The following is a 16,391-nucleotide window of genomic DNA, read 5'->3' as shown; positions in this document are numbered from 1 at the left end:
TGCGGGCCATGACCTCGCTCGACCTCGCGCTGCTGTACCTGCTGGCCGCCGTGCTGGCCGTGGTGGCCTGCCGCAGCTACAAACTGCCGCCCATGGTGGGGTACCTCGCGGTGGGCGTGCTGATCGGGCCGCACGCGCTGGCGCTGTCGCAGAACTCCGGCGGGCTGCGCTACCTCGCCGAGTTCGGCGTGGTCTTCCTGATGTTCGTGATTGGCCTGGAGTTCAGCCTGACCAAGCTGCGCGCCATGCGCCGCCACGTCTTCGGCCTGGGCCTGTCACAAGTGGTCTGCACGATGGTGCTGGCCGCGCTGGCCTCCTTCGCTCTGGGGCTGGCACTGCCGCGCTCCTGGGGCCTGTCGTGGCAGGCGGCGCTGACCATGGGCGGCATCATGGCCATGAGCAGCACGGCCATCGTCGTCAAGCTCATGGCCGAGCGCCTGGAGCTCGAATCGGAGCACGGCAAACGCGTGATGGGCGTGCTGCTGTTCCAGGACCTGGCCGTGGTGCCGCTGTTGGTGCTCATCCCGGCGCTGTCGGCGCCACCGGAAGCACTGGCCACGGCGCTGGGCCTGGCCGTACTGAAGGCGGGGGTGCTGCTCGCGGTGCTGCTCACCGGTGGCCAACGCGCCGTGCGCTGGTGGCTCACGCTGGTGGCGCGGCGCAAGAGCGACGAGCTGTTCATGCTCAACCTGTTGCTGGTTACCCTGGGGCTGGCCTGGATCACCGAACACGCTGGCCTCTCGCTGGCCCTGGGCGCCTTCGTGGCCGGCATGCTCATCGCAGAAACGGAATACAAGCACCAGGTCGAGACCGACATCCGTCCGTTCCACGACGTGCTGCTGGGCCTGTTCTTCATCACCATCGGCATGACGCTGGACTGGCGTCTGGTGCTGCAGCACTGGCCGCTGGTGCTGTTCATGCTCGTGGCATCGATGGCCTTCAAGCTGGTGTTGATCACCGCGCTGGCCCGGGCCTTCGGGGCACCCATGGGTACCGCGCTGCGCACCGGGCTCTACCTGGCGCAAGGTGGCGAGTTCGGCCTGGTGCTGCTCACGCTGGCGGGCCAGCACAACCTCGTGCCACCCGAGCTGTTCAACCCCGTGCTGGCCAGCATGGTGGTGTCCATGATGCTCACGCCCTTCGCCATCCTGTACAGCAACCGGATCGTCACCCGCCTGGTGGGCAGCGACTGGCTGATGCAATCGGTGCAGATGACCGCCATCGCGCGCAAGGCGATCAACGCCGACAAGCACGTGATCATCTGCGGCTACGGCCGCTGTGGGCAGAACCTCGCGCGGCTGCTGGAGGCCGAGGGCATCCCCTACATGGCCCTGGACCTCGACCCCGACCGCGTGCGCCAGGCCGCCGCGGCCGGCGACTCGGTGGTGTTCGGCGACGCTGCGCGCCTGCAGGCCCTCATGGCCGCCGGCCTGCACCGTGCCAGCGCGGCGGTGGTGACCTTCAACGACACGCCCGTGGCGCTCAAGGTGCTGCGCCACGCCTCGGAACACGCGCCCCACGTGCCGGTGGTGGTGCGCACCATGGACGACGCCGACCTGGAGCGGCTGCGCGCGGCCGGCGCGGCCGAGGTGGTGCCCGAGGCCATAGAGGCCAGCCTGATGCTGGCCAGCCACGCGCTGGCGCTGGTGGGCGTGCCGATGCGCCGGGTGCTGCGCGCGGTGCAGGCGCAGCGCGATGCGCGCTACGAGCTGTTGCGCGGCTACTTCCGCGGTGCCGACGACGACACCGCCGACGAGTTGCAGCAGGAACGCCTGACCACCGTGACGCTGCCACGGGCCGGGCGCATGGTCGGCCATTCGCTGGGCAGCCTGGCCCTACCGGCCATTGGCGTGCGTGTGGTCAGTCTGCGCCACGCCAACGGTCGCCCAGGGGTGCCCGGCGACGACGCGGTGCTTGCCGGTGGCGACACGCTGGTGCTCAGCGGACAGTCGGCCGCGCTGGCGCTGGCCGAGGAGAAGCTGCTGGTGGGTTGACGCGTGCGCTGCGGGGCCGTCTTCCATAATCGCCGCCATGGACACCGCCGACTACCTGCGCTCCCACATCCGCACCGTGCCCGACTGGCCCGCCCCGGGTGTGATGTTCCGCGATATCACCCCGCTGCTGCAGGACCCGAAGGTCTTTCGCGTGCTCATCGACACCTTCGTGCACCGCTACATGGACCCGACCCTTCGCCCCACCGTCGTGGCGGGTCTGGACGCACGCGGATTCATCATCGGCTCGGTGCTGGCCTACGAACTCGGCGTGGGTTTCGTGCCCATCCGCAAGAAGGGCAAGCTGCCCTTCAACACGGTGGAGGAAACCTACGAGCTGGAGTACGGCAGCGCCACGGTGGAACTGCACACCGACGCGGTGAAGGCAGGTGACCGGGTGCTGCTGATCGACGACCTGATCGCCACCGGCGGCACCATGATGGCGGGGCGTCGCCTGCTGGAGAAGCTGGGCGCCGAGGTGACCGAAGGCGCCGCGATCGTCGATCTGCCCGAGCTGGGCGGCTCAGCCAAGCTGCGCGACAGCGGCTTGGCGCTGTTCACGCTGATCGATTTCGAGGGGCACTGAGCGGGCCTGGGCCCGCGCGGCTCAGATCTTGCCGTGCTGCGTGTCGCTGAGGGCAGCGAAATCGCTCACTGCCTCAGGCGTGGGCATTGGCAACTGAGGCTCTTTGGGGTGGCGCATGGTCGCCGCCGGCAGCGAATTGATCGCGTCGCGGAAGGCGCGCACCTCATCCTCGCCCACGGCCTGCGCAGGCGCGCGGCTGGCGGACACCGCCGGCCGGGGAATGGACGTGTCCGGCGCCTCGCGCCGCGTTTGCGCGGGCACCGCCGCGCGCAGCGCCTGGCCCACCTGCTCCGGCGTGGCCTTGCGGCGCCAGTAGACGCCGCGCACGTCCATCACATGCCGGCTTTTGGCGCTTTGCTGGATCCAGCGCTCGATCTCGAGCAGGAATTCGTCGGGCATGGACTGGGCGGGCAGCGCCAGGTCCACCAATGCGATGAAGGTGTCGCCATTGGCGTCCAGGTTGAGCACCTTGAACGAGTAGCTGGTGGACAGCACGCCGCCGCGGATGAGCGACTCACGCACCACCGCGAAGAGTTGCTCGCGCCGCAACAGCCGGCGGCCACGCCGCGGCGAGATCAGCGGCATGGTGGTGGTGCGGAAGGCGTTGCGGGCGCGCGCAAGGGCGCCCTTGCCAGCGAACGGTTTGCGGGCCGACAACCAGTTCAGGAACGACATGTTGAGTGTGGTGATCACGTGGCGGCGGGTTCGTGAGCGTAAGGGGCGGGCATGCCGCCGTGTGGTAACGAGCCGTTGAACGGCATCAAGTCACCGCCACGCGCTTGGGCTTGTTGTACATGCGCCGCGCCAGCACGGCCGACATGGCCACAGTCAACTCGAGGGCGATCTGCGGGTGCCGGACACCCAGCTCGCGAAAGCGCAGCGGCATGAGGCACCACAGCCGGCAATCGCTGCCCGCATTGACGGTGGCGCTGCGGGGCAGGTGACTGAAGAAGGCACCTTCGCCCAGCAGCGAGCCGGCGCCCACCACGGCGATGCGCACGCGCTCTTTGGAGTCTTCGTAGTGCACGGTGAGCGTGCCGCTCTCGACGAAGTAGACGGTGCGGTCTTTCACGCCCTGTTCGATCAGCACCTGGCCTTGCTGCAAGGCGACGGGCTGCATGTAATTGGCCAGCGTGACCCAATGCGCGTCGCTCAGGTTCAGGGGCACCGCGTCCAGGGCGCTGCTGTGGCGCATGGCTTGCGCCAGATGCTGGATGTCGAAGCGCGCAGGGGCGGCGGTGGGGGCACTCATGCGCCAAGTGAACCCCAGCGCGTCGCACGGCGCAACACCGGCGTAACCCATCCTTACAGGTCGGTTCCCAGCGGTGCGGCACAACCCGTGAACGGCGGCACGGAAAACTATTTGCCGATGCAAAAACGCGAAAAAATGACGCCCAGCAGATCGTCGGCCGTGAACTCGCCGGTGATTTCGCCCAGCGCCTGTTGCGCGAGGCGCAACTCTTCGGCCAAAAGATCGAGTTGTGCGGCGGCCTCGCGCAGGCGCGCGGCGGCGAGTTCGAGGTGCTCATCGACACGCGCAAGCACCTGCAGGTGCCGCTCGCGCGCCATGAAGAGCCCATCGCCGCCAGGTTGCCAGCCCGCCAGTTGCAACAAGCGCTGGCGCAGCGCGTCCAGCCCGGTCCCGTGCTTGGCCGACAAGGCGATGTCGTCGGCCCCCTGCGGCGCGGCGTCCGCCTGATCCAGCTTGTTCCACACGTGCAGCACCGGCACGCCTGCGGGCAGGCCGCGCGCGATGTTGGCGTCGGCGTAGCGGTAGCGCGGCTCGCCCCAGCGCGTGAGGTCGTGCAGGAACAGCACCGCGTCGGCGCCACGGATGCGCTGCCACGCGCGCTCGATGCCGATGCGCTCGACCTCGTCGATTTCAGGGCTGTCGCGCAGGCCGGCGGTGTCGGTCACGTGCAGCGGCACACCCTCGATCTGGATGGTCTGCTGCACCACGTCGCGCGTGGTGCCGGCGATGGGCGTGACGATGGCGAGTTCCGCGCCCGCCAGCGCATTGAGCAGCGAGCTCTTGCCGGCGTTGGGCTGGCCCGCGATCACCACCTGCAGCCCGTCGCGCAACAAGGCGCCCTGACGCGCCTCGGCGCGCAGCACCGACAAGGCCTCGCGCAGACGATCGAGTTGGCCCTGCGCGTCGGCCTTTTGCAGAAAATCGATCTCTTCCTCGGGAAAGTCCAGCGTGGCCTCGACCAGCATGCGCAGGTTCGTCAGCGCTTCCTGCAGCGTGTGCACGCGCCGCGAGAACGCGCCGTCGAGCGAGCGCGCTGCACTGCGCGCGGCGGCTTCGGTGCTGGCGTCGATCAGATCGGCCACGGCCTCGGCCTGCGCGAGGTCGAGCTTGTCGTTGAGAAAGGCACGCTCGGTGAACTCGCCCGCGCGCGCCAGACGCAGGCCCGGCAGTGTGGCGCGCGCCACCTCCAGGCAACGCGCCAGCAGCAACTGCAGCACCACAGGGCCCCCGTGGCCTTGCAGCTCCAGCACGTCTTCCCCGGTGTAGGAGTGCGGCGCCGGAAACCACAGCGACAGCCCGTGGTCGATCGGCTGCCCATCGGCCCCGCGCCAGGGCCCGTACGTGGCCTCGCGCGGTTTCAACTCACGCCCGAGCAGCGCACGCACGAAGGGCGCCAGCCCCTTGCCCGACACCCGCACGATGCCCACGCCGCCACGGCCGGGGGCCGTGGCAATCGCAGCAATGGGGTCAGCGTGATGCGGGAGCATAAAAGCGGTGGTGCGCCAGCCCCCAACCCGGTGGCACCACGGAACCGGCTTCGCCGGGCCGTGGGTGCCGTCCCCCTGCAAGGGGGAAGCCGCGAAGCGGCGCAGGGGGTTACTTGAATTTCGGAATATTGAACTTGAGGGGCACACCCATGCGGCGGTTGATGTGCGCCTGCTGGAGGATCGTCAGCACGTTGTTCGTGATCCAGTAGAGCACCAGGCCCGACGGGAAGAAGAAGAACATCACCGAGAACACCAGCGGCATCATCCACATCAGCTTGGCCTGCAGCGGATCGGGCGGCAGCGGGTTCAGCGCGGTCTGGATCATGGTGGTGACGGCCATCACCAGCGGCAGGATGTAAAACGGGTCGGGCGAGGACAGGTCGTGGATCCAGGCCATCCAGGGCGCGTTGCGCATCTCCACGCTGGACAGCAGCACCCAGTAGAGCGCGATGAACACGGGGATCTGGATCAGGATGGGGAAGCAGCCGCCGAGGGGATTGACCTTTTCCTCGCGGTAGATCTTCATCATCTCCTGCTGCATCTGCTGCGGGTTGCTCTTTAGGCGCTCACGCATTTCCATGATGCGCGGGTTGATGGCCTTCATCTTGGCCATGCTGCGGTAGGCGCTGGCGTTGAGCCAGTAGAACGCGGCCTTGATGAGCACCACCAGCAGCACGATGGCCCAGCCCCAGTTGCCCACGAAGCCATGGATCTTCTCGAGCAGCCAGTACAGCGGCTTGGCCAGGATGGTGAGCCAGCCGTAGTCCTTCACGAGCTCTAGGCCGGGGGCCAGGACTTCGAGCTGCTTCTCGTCTTGCGGGCCCACGAACAGGCGGGCCTGCACGGTCTGCGACTGACCCGGTTCGATGGCCGGCAGCGAGGTGAGGCTGCCCACGGAGTAGAGGTTGTCGGCCACCTTGCGCACGAAGTTCTCGCGCGCCACGCCGGCGTCGATCAGCCAGGCGGTGGCGAAGTAGTGCTGCACCATGGCCACGTAGCCATCGCTCGCGTTCTTCACGTAGCTGGCCTTGTCGCCCTCGATGTTCTTGAACTCGACCTTCTGGAACTTCTGTTCCGTGGTGTAGACGGCCGGGCCGGTGAAGGTCGAATAGAAGGGCGTCTGGCTTTCGACGGTACTGCCGTCGCGCACGAGCTGGCGGTACAGCTGCGGACTCACCGGCGCGCCACCCACGTTGCGGACCTCGTGCTGCACGCCGATGTCGTAGTGGCCGCGCTTGAGCGTGTAGGTGGTGACGAGCTGCACGCCACCGACTTCCGCGGATTCGTAGCGGATCTGCAGCGAGTCCTGGCCCTGGGCCAGCGTGGTGGGCGCATCGCCCGCCAAACGCATCGGCGTCTTGTGCGTGGGGAAACTGCCCCCCACCAGGCCGCTCTGCGCCACGTAGGTGCGCTGGCCGGTCTGCGACAGCAGGGTGAAAGGCGTCTGGATCGCGCGGTCGGCGCCACCCGAAGCCTGGGCGTGCTTGAGCAGTTGCGCGCCCACGAGGGCACCGCCTTCGCTGCTGAAGCTCAGGCGCAGCACGTCGGTGGTGACCTCATGGCGCGTGGCCGCGGCCGGGGCGGACGCCTCGGCCCCCGGCACTGCGCCGGCACCGGCCGAGGCCGGGGTCGACGTCGATGCGCTCGGCAGCGAGGCATCGGCTGCCGGGGGGGGCGCGCCATTGGCGGGCGCGGTCACGGCCGGCGGCGTGCTGCTGGGGAAGAAAGTGGCGGGCTTGCCGTTGTGAATCTGCCATTTGTCCCAGATGAGGACCATGGCGAAACCGAAGACCACCCACAGGATGGAGCGACGAATGTCATTCATGACGCGTTCTTGTTTTCGGGGTTTCGGATGAGCAGGCGCGTGAACAGGCCCTCGGGGCGCGCGGTGGGCACCGGGTCGTGGCCGCCCTCGCACCAGGGGTGGCAGCGCGCCAGCCGAGTCAGGGTAAGGCGGCTGCCGGTGAGCGCGCCGTGGCGCTGCAAGGCCTCCAGCGCGTAGGCCGAGCAGGTGGGCTCGAAGCGGCAACCGCTGCCCAGCCAGGGGCTCAGCAGCAAGCGATAGCCCTTCACGAGGGCGATCAGCGTGCGGCGCGGGAGATCAAGCCACATGGTGGGGTGCGGCAGGCGCGGGCACGCGCAACCACAAGGCCAGCAACTCGGCCCGCACCGCGCGCTTGAGCGCATCGGAGCGGGCACTGACGAACTGCTTGGGATCAAATGCGCCACGCAGGCGCACCACATGCGCCGCCGCCGGCAACACCTCGCCCGAAGGCGCGGTGGCGTAGATCTGGCGGCGGACGGCGTTGCGGGTGACGGCCCGGCGGGCCCAGCGTTTGGGAATCAGCACGCCGAGCCAGGGGCCGGCGATGGGGAACAGCGCGTCAGGGCCCTCGGCCGGGTCAAGGACGAGGCGGTGGAGGGCAAAGTGGGGCGTCTTGGCCACGGGGGCACTGGCCAGCACAGCCTGGAACTGGGGCCGGGTCCGCAGCCGCTGGATCACCGGCGGGCGAGGCTCGACCGGACTCAGACCGCCAGACGCTTGCGGCCCTTGGCGCGGCGGGCGTTGATGACCGCGCGGCCACCGCGCGTCTTCATGCGCACGAGAAAACCGTGGGTGCGGGCGCGGCGGATCTTGGAGGGCTGATAGGTGCGTTTCATGGTATGGGCTCTGAAATCGGGGAAACCCGCAATTATCGCCAGAAACCCCCTGGTGCGGCAAGCCATGGCCCTTTGGGCCTGAACTCACCGGGCCGCGCCAGCACAGGAGTCCGACATGCCGGGCGGCGCTTGTGGATAACTGCCGCGCGTGCCTACAATGCGCGCCCTGGGGTGCCACCCCTTGTCCACAACTACAAACAGCTCCCCCCTTTCCCGAATGTCCGAGGGCACCACCCCGTCTGCCGCGCTGCGCGACAACCGCTCCATCTGGGCGGCGTGCATCGAGCGCCTGGCCCAGGAAATCCCCGAGCAGCAGTTCAACACCTGGATCCGGCCCCTGACCGCCACGGTCGCGCCGGACGCCTCCAAGGTGGTGCTGGCCGTGGGCAACCGCTTCAAACTCGACTGGATCCGCGCCCAGTACGCCAGCCGCATCAGCGCCTTGCTGGAAAGCGTGCATGGCTCGCCCGTCACGTTGGAGTTAGCGCTTGCTCCTCGCGAAGCCGTTGCGCGGACGATGCCCGCCAACCGGCCAACGTTCGATGCCACCTCCGACTCGGTTCTGAGCGAACTGGTCGATGTGGCGCCGGCGGAGTCGGCCAACACCCCCAAGACCCGGCTGAACCCCTCGCTCACCTTCGGCTCGCTGGTGGAGGGCTCGGCCAACCGCATGGCCCGGGCCGCGGCCATGCACGTGGCCGGCAGCCTGGGGCAGTTGTACAACCCCCTGTTCATCTACGGCGGGGTGGGGTTGGGCAAGACCCACCTGGTGCACGCCATTGGCAACCACCTGCTGTCCGAGCGGCCCCAGGCCAAAGTTCTCTACATCCACGCCGAGCAGTTCGTATCGGATGTGGTTAAGGCCTATCAGCGCAAGACCTTCGATGAGTTCAAGGCGCGCTACCACTCGCTGGACCTGCTGCTGATCGACGACGTGCAGTTCTTCGCCAACAAGGACCGCACCCAGGAAGAGTTCTTCAACGCCTTCGAGGCGCTGCTGGCCAAGAAGAGCCACATCGTGCTCACCAGCGACACCTACCCCAAGGGCCTGGCCGACATCCACGAGCGCCTGGTGTCGCGCTTCGATTCCGGTCTGACGGTGGCCATCGAGCCGCCCGAGCTGGAAATGCGCGTGGCCATCCTGATCAACAAGGCCGCCGTCGAGGGCGCGGTGATGCCCGAGGAAGTGGCCTTCTTCGTCGCCAAGAACGTGCGCTCCAACGTGCGCGAGCTCGAAGGCGCCTTGCGCAAGATCCTGGCCTATTCGCGCTTCAACCAGAAGGACATCTCCATCCAGCTCGCGCGCGACGCGCTGAAGGACCTGCTGTCGATCCAGAACCGGCAGATCAGCGTGGAGAACATCCAGAAAACGGTGGCCGACTTCTACAAGATCAAGGTCGCCGACATGTACAGCAAGAAGCGCCCGGCCAGCATCGCCCGGCCGCGCCAGATCGCCATGTTCCTGGCCAAGGAGCTCACCCAGAAGAGCCTGCCCGAGATCGGCGAGCTCTTTGGCGGGCGCGACCACACCACCGTGCTGCACGCCGTGCGCAAGATCGCCGGCGAGCGCCAGACGAACACCGAACTCAACCAGCAACTGCACGTGTTGGAGCAAACCCTGAAGGGGTGAGCCCGGCGTGAGCCTTTCCAAGCCAGTCAAGCTGGTAAACAGCGTTCAAAAAGGGCGAGAATAGGGGGGTTTTGGCCCGCCGATCCCGGCCCGGGAGCATCTTCATCAAGAAAGAGCCGCAGATGATCGTTTTCAAATCCTCACAGGACAAAGTCCTGGCCGCGCTGCAGTCGGTCGCGGGCATCGTGGAACGGCGCCACACCCTGCCCATCCTGGCCAACGTGCTGCTGCGCAAGACGGGCTCGCAACTGCAGCTCACCACCAGCGACCTGGAAATCCAGATCCGCACCACGGCCGAACTGGATGGCGACAGCGGCAGCTTCGCCACCACGCTGGGCGCGCGCAAGCTCATCGACATCCTGCGCACCATGCCCGGTGACCAGACCGTGAGCCTGGAGCACACCGGCGGCAAGCTCATCCTCAAGGGCGGCAAGAGCCGCTTCACGCTGCAAAGCCTGCCGGCCGAAGACTTCCCGCTGGTGCAGGAATCGGCCAGCTTCGGCCCCGTGTTCAGCGTGCCGCAGAAAACGCTCAAGGGCCTGCTGAGCCAGGTGTCCTTCGCCATGGCGGTGCACGACATCCGCTACTACCTGAACGGCATCCTGTTCGTGGCCGAGGGCAAGCAACTGAGCCTGGTGGCCACCGACGGCCACCGCCTGGCCTTCGCCTCCGCCACGCTCGACGTGGAAGTGCCCAAGCAAGAGGTCATCCTGCCGCGCAAGACCGTGCTGGAGCTGCAGCGCCTGCTGTCCGACAAGGACGGTGCCATCGAAATGCAGTTCGCGGCCAACCAGGCCAAGTTCAGCTTCGACGGCATGGAGTTCGTCACCAAGCTGGTCGAGGGCAAGTTCCCCGACTACAACCGCGTCATCCCCAAGAACCACAAGAACATCGTCACCCTGGGCCGCGCGCCGCTGCTCTCCAGCCTGCAGCGCACCGCCATCATGACGAGCGAGAAGTTCAAGGGCGTGCGCCTGAACGTGGAGCCCGGCACCCTGCGCGTGGCCTCCAGCAACGCCGAGCAGGAAGAGGCCGTGGACGAGCTCGACATCGACTACGGCGGCGACGCCATCGAGATCGGCTTCAACGTCACCTACCTCATCGACGCCCTGCAGAACATGGGCCAGGAAATGGTGCGCGTGGAGCTGGCCGACGGCAACAGCTCCGCGCTCGTCACCAACCCCGACGACAACGCCTTCAAGTACGTCGTCATGCCCATGCGCATCTGAGCGCACAGCCTCCCGACCCGACATCGAGCCAACCCGCTGACCAGCGGGTTTGGCGCTTTTAGCGATAGAGAAAGTTCCTATGTCCGACGCTTCTTCGAGCCCTGAAAGCTCCAATTTCCAGCCCAAGATCGACGCCAACCAGGCCGGGGCAAGCGAAGGCTACGGCGAGGGCTCGATCCAGATCCTCGAAGGCCTGGAGGCCGTGCGCAAGCGCCCCGGCATGTACATCGGCGACACGTCCGACGGCACCGGCCTGCACCACCTGGTGTTCGAGGTGGTCGACAACTCCATCGACGAAGCGCTCGCCGGCCACTGCGACGACATCGTCGTCACCATCCACACCGACAACTCCATCAGCGTGGTGGACAACGGCCGCGGCATCCCCACGGGCGTGAAGATGGACGACAAGCACGAGCCCAAGCGCAGCGCGGCCGAGATCGCGCTGACCGAGCTGCACGCGGGCGGCAAGTTCAACCAGAACAGCTACAAGGTCTCGGGCGGCCTGCACGGCGTGGGCGTGAGCTGCGTGAACGCGCTCAGCCGCTGGCTGCGCCTGATCGTGCGCCGCGAAGGCAAGGTGCACCAGCTCGAATTCGCGCGTGGCTTCGTGCAGAACCGCATCCTGGAAGACCAGAGCGGCGTCGAGATCTCGCCCATGAAGGTGACGGGCGCCACCGAAAAGCGCGGCACCGAGGTGCACTTCCTGCCCGACACCGAGATCTTCAAAGAGAACAACGACTTCCACTACGAGATCCTGAGCAAGCGCCTGCGCGAGCTCAGCTTCCTCAACAACGGCGTGCGCATCCGCCTGCACGACGAGCGCACGGGCAAGGAAGACGACTTCTCCGGCGCCGGCGGCGTCAAGGGCTTCGTCGAGTTCATCATCAAGGGCAAGACCGTCCTGCACCCCAACATCTTCCACGCACTGGGCGACCGCCAGAGCGACCAGAACACCAACATCGGTGTCGAGGTGGCCATGCAGTGGAACAGCGGCTACAACGAGCAGGTGCTCTGCTTCACCAACAACATCCCGCAGCGGGATGGCGGCACCCACCTCACCGGCCTGCGCGCGGCCATGACGCGCGTGATCAACAAGTACATCGAAGAAAACGAGCTGGCCAAGAAGGCCAAGGTGGAAGTCACCGGCGACGACATGCGCGAAGGCCTGTGCTGCGTGCTCAGCGTGAAGGTGCCCGAGCCCAAGTTCAGCAGCCAGACCAAGGACAAGCTCGTCTCCAGCGAGGTGCGCGGCCCGGTGGAAGACGTGGTGGCCCGCCTGCTGACCGACTACCTGCAGGAACGCCCCAACGACGCCAAGATCATCTGCGGCAAGATCGTGGAGGCCGCGCGCGCCCGCGAGGCCGCGCGCAAGGCGCGCGAGATGACGCGCCGCAAAGGCGTGCTTGACGGCATGGGCCTGCCCGGCAAGCTGGCCGACTGCCAGGAGAAAGACCCGGCGCTGTGCGAGATCTACATCGTGGAGGGCGACTCCGCCGGTGGCTCCGCCAAGCAGGGCCGCGACCGCAAGTTCCAGGCGATCCTGCCGCTGCGCGGCAAGATCCTGAACGTGGAGAAGGCGCGCTACGAAAAGCTGCTCACCTCCAACGAAATCCTCACGCTCATCACCGCGCTGGGCACCGGCATCGGCAAGGCCGGCACAGGTGACGGCAAGGACGACTTCGACGTCGCCAAGCTGCGCTACCACCGCATCATCATCATGACCGACGCCGACGTGGACGGCGCGCACATCCGCACCCTGCTGCTCACCTTCTTCTACCGCCAGATGCCCGAGCTGGTGGAGCGCGGCCACATCTACATCGCGCAGCCGCCGCTGTACAAGGTGAAGAGCGGCAAGGAAGAGCTGTACCTGAAAGACGCCGCCGCGCTCGACGGTTTCCTGCTACGCATCGCGCTGAAGGACGCCAAGGTGATGACCGGCGGCGCGTCCAACGCCACCCTGGAAGGCAACACGCTGGAAGAGCTGGCGCGCAAGCACCAGGTGGCCGAACACGTCATCGCGCGTCTGTCGGCCTTCATGGACGCCGAGGCGCTGCGCGCCGTGGCCGACGGCGTGACCCTGGGCCTGGACGACATGGAAGCCGCGTCCGCCAGCGCGCAAGAGCTGCAGACCAAGCTGCGCGAGCTGAGCACCACCGGCGTGCCCGCCACCGTGACGGCCGAATTCGACCAACGCACCGACAAGCCCGTGCTGCGCATCAGCCGCCGCCACCACGGCAACATCAAGAGCAGCGTCATCACGCAGGACTTTGTGCACGGCGCCGACTACGCGGCCCTGGCCGAAGCCGCCAACACCTTCCGCGGCCTGCTGGGCGAGGGTGCTAAGGTGATGCGCGGCGAAGGCGAGCGGCAGAAGGAAGAGCGCGTGAGCGACTTCCGCACCGCCATGCAATGGCTCATCAGCGAAGCCGAACGCACCACCGCGCGCCAACGCTACAAGGGCCTGGGCGAGATGAACCCCGAGCAACTCTGGGAAACCACCATGGACCCGGAGGTGCGCCGACTGCTGCGCGTGCAGATCGATGACGCGATCGAGGCGGATCGGGTGTTCACGATGCTGATGGGGGATGAGGTGGAGCCTCGGCGGGATTTCATCGAGACGAATGCGTTGAGGGCGGGGAATATTGACGTTTGACCACGTGTAGCGTAGGGCGCCAAAGTAACTGCGACTGCCGCCACAGTTCTGCAACTGGCAGTCGCTAGTTGCTGCAACTGACCTTCTTGCTCCACCTTCGGGTATCGGATTGCTCGCGGCGGAACTCAGTCTTCAGCTTTGCAGCGGGAGCGGTCGGCCAAGTTCGTACGCCGAGTGTCCATTCTGCGCCACGTTGCGGACACTTACACTGTCGCGATAGGGGTCAACCGCCTGCAGGCCCAGCACGGCAGCCAACTCAGCCAGCAACCTCCATTCTCAAGTTGTCATTTCGCAGCTCAGTTCGTTGCTGAGCCAAACGTGCAGTTGGCGCTCCCTTAAATGGGGTGCACCCAGCAAACCGGGATGAACCTCCTCCTCGACGCTCGCTCAATGATTGACATGCGCCGTCCAGACCTCAATGAGAGTCGATAACAAAGACATTCGCTGCGTCCGGCCGGAATGCTTTGGCCAGTACACGCTCCAAAGGCTTCTCCGAAGCGGTCTTGGGAATCTGTTCGACGAGCTGCAGGTAGCTGGGCACGCTATTGCGCTCCAGCCGTTGCTGGCAGAATGCGAAGAGCTCCGCGGCATTCCACGCATGCGGCTGGCGGGCCACAATGGCGGCCACGAGATCCTTCTCGCCTGGCACCCCCGTGCTGGCAGACACGCCATAGACGAATACGTCAGCAACATCCGGGTGTTCGGCGATCTCCTTCTCGACAAATCCCGGTGAGATGAAGTCGCCGTTGCGGCGGATCTCGTTGCCCAGGCGATGCATGAAGAAGAGCCAGCCGTTCCGGTCCCTGTATCCGACGTCGCCCATGCGCAGCCAGCCACCGCGCGTTTTTTCGGCAGAGGCCTGCGGGTTATTCCAATAGCGCACCTCGGGCGCGGTACCGTCGGCGTGGCGGAAGACGATTTCCCCGGGTTCGTCGGGCGCGCACTCACGGTCGGTTTTGTCCATGACACGCGCGACCAGGCCCGGCAAAGGGCGCCCAATGCTGCCAGGCGGCCCTTCGCCGGGTTTGTTCACCGTCGCGCCGCCTTCGGCCGCGCCATATACCTCGGCGATCTGGACGCCGAAGCGCTGCGAGAACGGCGCCCACAGGTTCAGCGGCATCCCGGAGCCGATCACCATGCGCAAGGGGTTGTCGGCATCGCGTGGGTCAGGTGCCTCGCTGTAAATGGCACTGAACATGCCGCCCAGCAGGTTGAGGGTGGTGCAGCCGAAATGACGGATCACGTGCCACAGCCCGCTCTTAGTGAACTTGCGGCTGAACACCGCTGGCACACCCAGGTACAGCGATCCGCCGAGCGTGATCGCCAACGCGTTGGAGTGGGTAAGCGAAAGGCCGGTGTACATGCGGTCGTCGGGGGTCACGCCGCACGCGGCCACCATGGCGCAGGCGCCAGCGTATTTGGCGTAGCTGCCGATGATCGCCTTGGGGTCACCGGTGGTGCCCGATGTGAAGACGAGTTGCATCGGCGTGTCGGGCCGCACGGGGTGGCAGGGCACGGGTTCGCCGTGTGGGTCGATGACGCGCTCAAGCCACGCGGCAGGCGCGGGCAAGGGCCGTTGCCCGGACGCTCCGTCGCCCACCACCCATATCCAGCCGATACGGGGGACCTCCGGCAGCGCCTCGGTCAGCGCATCCAGGCAGTAGTCACCCACCACCACGCCTTTGCATGCCACTGCGTCGAGCATGTACTGCAGCTTCTTGCCGCGCGTGCGCGGGTCGATGGGAACAAACACGGTGCCCGCGATGGACGACGCCACCACTGCGTCGACGAATTCGGCGTGGTTTTGCATCAGGATGGCGAAGCGGTCGCCCGGCTGCAGGCCCGCGCGCAACAGCGCTCGCGCCAGGGCCTGGCCTCGCTCCCACAGTTGCGCATAGTCGCGGTGCTGGGTGGAGAAGCCGCCATCGGGCAAGTGCCGAACGAAGGTGAGCAGGGGGTCCCGGGTCGCGTGCAGGCGGCGTTCGCTGATGAGCTGTGCCAGTGGCACGGTTGACAGGTGATTCATGGATGCGGTGCAGGCAGGTGCTCGGCGTTTCGCCGGCGACGGTCGATGGGATGGGCGGGCGGTGGCGCGGCTCAGCCCACCCGCCGGTGCAGGCCGCCATCCACCAGCAGTTCGGTGCCGTTGATGTAGGCGGCGGCGTCGCTGGCCAGAAAGGCGGCCGCGGCGGCCGCCTCCCACACGGTGCCCATCGCGCCCGAGGGCGATTGCGCGTGGCGGCGCGCCATCAGCGCATCGACACCGTCGATCGCCGTGCCCGCGAGTTGCTCTCGCACATGGGGCGTGTCGATCATGCCCAGCATCAGAACGTTCGAGCGGATGCCCTGCCCCGCGTACTGCAGCGCCACCGACTGGGACAAGCCGTTCATGGCCGCCTTGCTCGCCGCGTAGGCGCAATAGGGCGAGGCCGGCGAGCGGATCGAGGCCAGCGATGACACGTGAACGATCGCCCCGCGTCGCTGACGAAGCATGGCCGGCAGGACGTGCTTGCAGGCGAGGAAGGCCGACTTCACGTTCACCGCGAAGGCGCGGTCCCAGTCAGATTCGGCGAGTTCGACCGGCCCGCCCAGCGGCACGATGCCAACGTTGTTGACCAGCACGTCAAGGCGGCCGTGGCGCTCCAGCGTTTGCTGCACGGCAGCCTGCAAGTCGGCCGACACCGCGGCATCGGCCCGCAGCGCCAGGCACTGGCCACCCTCGGCCAGCACCATCTCGCGCGTGCGTTCCACGCTGGCAAGGTCGCGGTCCACCGCCACCACCAGCGCCCCGCGGCGCGCGAAGGTCAGCGCCATGGCGCGCCCGTTGCCGATGCCGTCGCCCGTGGCGCCAGCGCCGATCACCAAGCTCACCCGGCCATTCAGGGATTCTTCCTGCATGTGT

Annotated in this window: 14 protein-coding genes; 5 read left to right on the top strand and 9 right to left on the bottom strand. The window is 67.0% G+C overall.

All coding sequences use genetic code 11. The features are described from left to right. The first annotated feature begins 8 nt into the window (after positions 1 to 8). Positions 9 to 1,994 carry a monovalent cation:proton antiporter family protein gene (locus BN948_RS18170; RefSeq protein ID WP_009516943.1) on the top strand — a complete coding sequence of 662 codons (1,986 nt, stop codon included), beginning with the start codon at positions 9 to 11 and terminating at the stop codon, positions 1,992 to 1,994. A 37-nt stretch (positions 1,995 to 2,031) separates the two neighbouring features. Continuing rightward, the gene (locus BN948_RS18165; RefSeq protein ID WP_009516944.1) at positions 2,032 to 2,577 is read left to right on the top strand and encodes an adenine phosphoribosyltransferase; all 546 of its coding nucleotides are present in this window, start codon (positions 2,032 to 2,034) and stop codon (positions 2,575 to 2,577) included. Between the two features lie 21 nt (positions 2,578 to 2,598). On the opposite strand, the gene BN948_RS25795 is transcribed toward BN948_RS18165, so the two are convergent. The 7 genes from BN948_RS25795 to rpmH all read right to left on the bottom strand — a co-directional run bounded on the left by BN948_RS25795 (position 2,599) and on the right by rpmH (position 7,977). Further along, entirely contained in the window at positions 2,599 to 3,270 is a 672-nt protein-coding gene (locus tag BN948_RS25795) for a hypothetical protein (protein WP_050980609.1), read from the bottom strand. 67 nt (positions 3,271 to 3,337) lie between these two features. Beyond that, positions 3,338 to 3,829, bottom strand: a complete 492-nt coding sequence (locus BN948_RS18155) for a Crp/Fnr family transcriptional regulator (RefSeq protein WP_035623076.1) — start codon at positions 3,827 to 3,829, stop codon at positions 3,338 to 3,340. A 107-nt stretch (positions 3,830 to 3,936) separates the two neighbouring features. Further along, a complete protein-coding gene (mnmE, locus tag BN948_RS18150) occupies positions 3,937 to 5,316 on the bottom strand; it encodes a tRNA uridine-5-carboxymethylaminomethyl(34) synthesis GTPase MnmE (RefSeq protein ID WP_009516947.1) in 1,380 nt (459 codons plus the stop codon). Positions 5,317 to 5,425: 109 nt separating this feature from the next. Next, positions 5,426 to 7,141 carry a membrane protein insertase YidC gene (gene yidC, locus BN948_RS18145; RefSeq protein WP_009516948.1) on the bottom strand — a complete coding sequence of 572 codons (1,716 nt, stop codon included), beginning with the start codon at positions 7,139 to 7,141 and terminating at the stop codon, positions 5,426 to 5,428. Further along, a complete protein-coding gene (gene yidD / locus BN948_RS18140) occupies positions 7,138 to 7,428 on the bottom strand; it encodes a membrane protein insertion efficiency factor YidD (RefSeq protein ID WP_009516949.1) in 291 nt (96 codons plus the stop codon). Before yidD ends, yidC begins: the two co-directional genes overlap by 4 nt. Further along, positions 7,418 to 7,816: a ribonuclease P protein component gene (locus BN948_RS18135; protein WP_035623088.1), complete on the bottom strand. Its 399-nt coding sequence runs from the start codon at positions 7,814 to 7,816 to the stop codon at positions 7,418 to 7,420. Before BN948_RS18135 ends, yidD begins: the two co-directional genes overlap by 11 nt. Positions 7,817 to 7,842: 26 nt before the next feature. Beyond that, positions 7,843 to 7,977 carry a 50S ribosomal protein L34 gene (rpmH, locus tag BN948_RS18130; RefSeq protein ID WP_006299042.1) on the bottom strand — a complete coding sequence of 45 codons (135 nt, stop codon included), beginning with the start codon at positions 7,975 to 7,977 and terminating at the stop codon, positions 7,843 to 7,845. A 217-nt stretch (positions 7,978 to 8,194) separates the two neighbouring features. Between rpmH and dnaA the strand changes: the two genes are divergently transcribed. The 3 genes from dnaA to gyrB all read left to right on the top strand — a co-directional run bounded on the left by dnaA (position 8,195) and on the right by gyrB (position 13,489). Further along, on the top strand, positions 8,195 to 9,607 hold the full coding sequence (gene dnaA, locus BN948_RS18125; protein WP_051756212.1) for a chromosomal replication initiator protein DnaA: 1,413 nt from the start codon (positions 8,195 to 8,197) through the stop codon (positions 9,605 to 9,607). 122 nt (positions 9,608 to 9,729) lie between these two features. Next, positions 9,730 to 10,836, top strand: coding sequence for a DNA polymerase III subunit beta (gene dnaN, locus BN948_RS18120; RefSeq protein ID WP_009516955.1), 1,107 nt, complete (start codon positions 9,730 to 9,732; stop codon positions 10,834 to 10,836). A gap of 79 nt (positions 10,837 to 10,915) precedes the next feature. After that, entirely contained in the window at positions 10,916 to 13,489 is a 2,574-nt protein-coding gene (gene gyrB, locus BN948_RS18115) for a DNA topoisomerase (ATP-hydrolyzing) subunit B (protein ID WP_009516956.1), read from the top strand. Between the two features lie 415 nt (positions 13,490 to 13,904). Here gyrB and BN948_RS18110 read toward each other — a convergent pair whose 3' ends face one another. Together BN948_RS18110 and BN948_RS18105 are read right to left on the bottom strand one after the other, a co-directional pair. Continuing rightward, entirely contained in the window at positions 13,905 to 15,515 is a 1,611-nt protein-coding gene (locus BN948_RS18110) for an AMP-binding protein (protein WP_009516957.1), read from the bottom strand. Between the two features lie 71 nt (positions 15,516 to 15,586). Then, positions 15,587 to 16,387, bottom strand: a complete 801-nt coding sequence (locus BN948_RS18105) for an SDR family NAD(P)-dependent oxidoreductase (RefSeq protein ID WP_009516958.1) — start codon at positions 16,385 to 16,387, stop codon at positions 15,587 to 15,589. Positions 16,388 to 16,391: the final 4 nt, after the last annotated feature.

The sequence above is a fragment of the Hydrogenophaga intermedia genome, assembly GCF_000723405.1.
GTDB lineage: Bacteria > Pseudomonadota > Gammaproteobacteria > Burkholderiales > Burkholderiaceae_C > Hydrogenophaga > Hydrogenophaga intermedia.
This window is presented reverse-complemented; position numbering and strand designations above follow the sequence as displayed.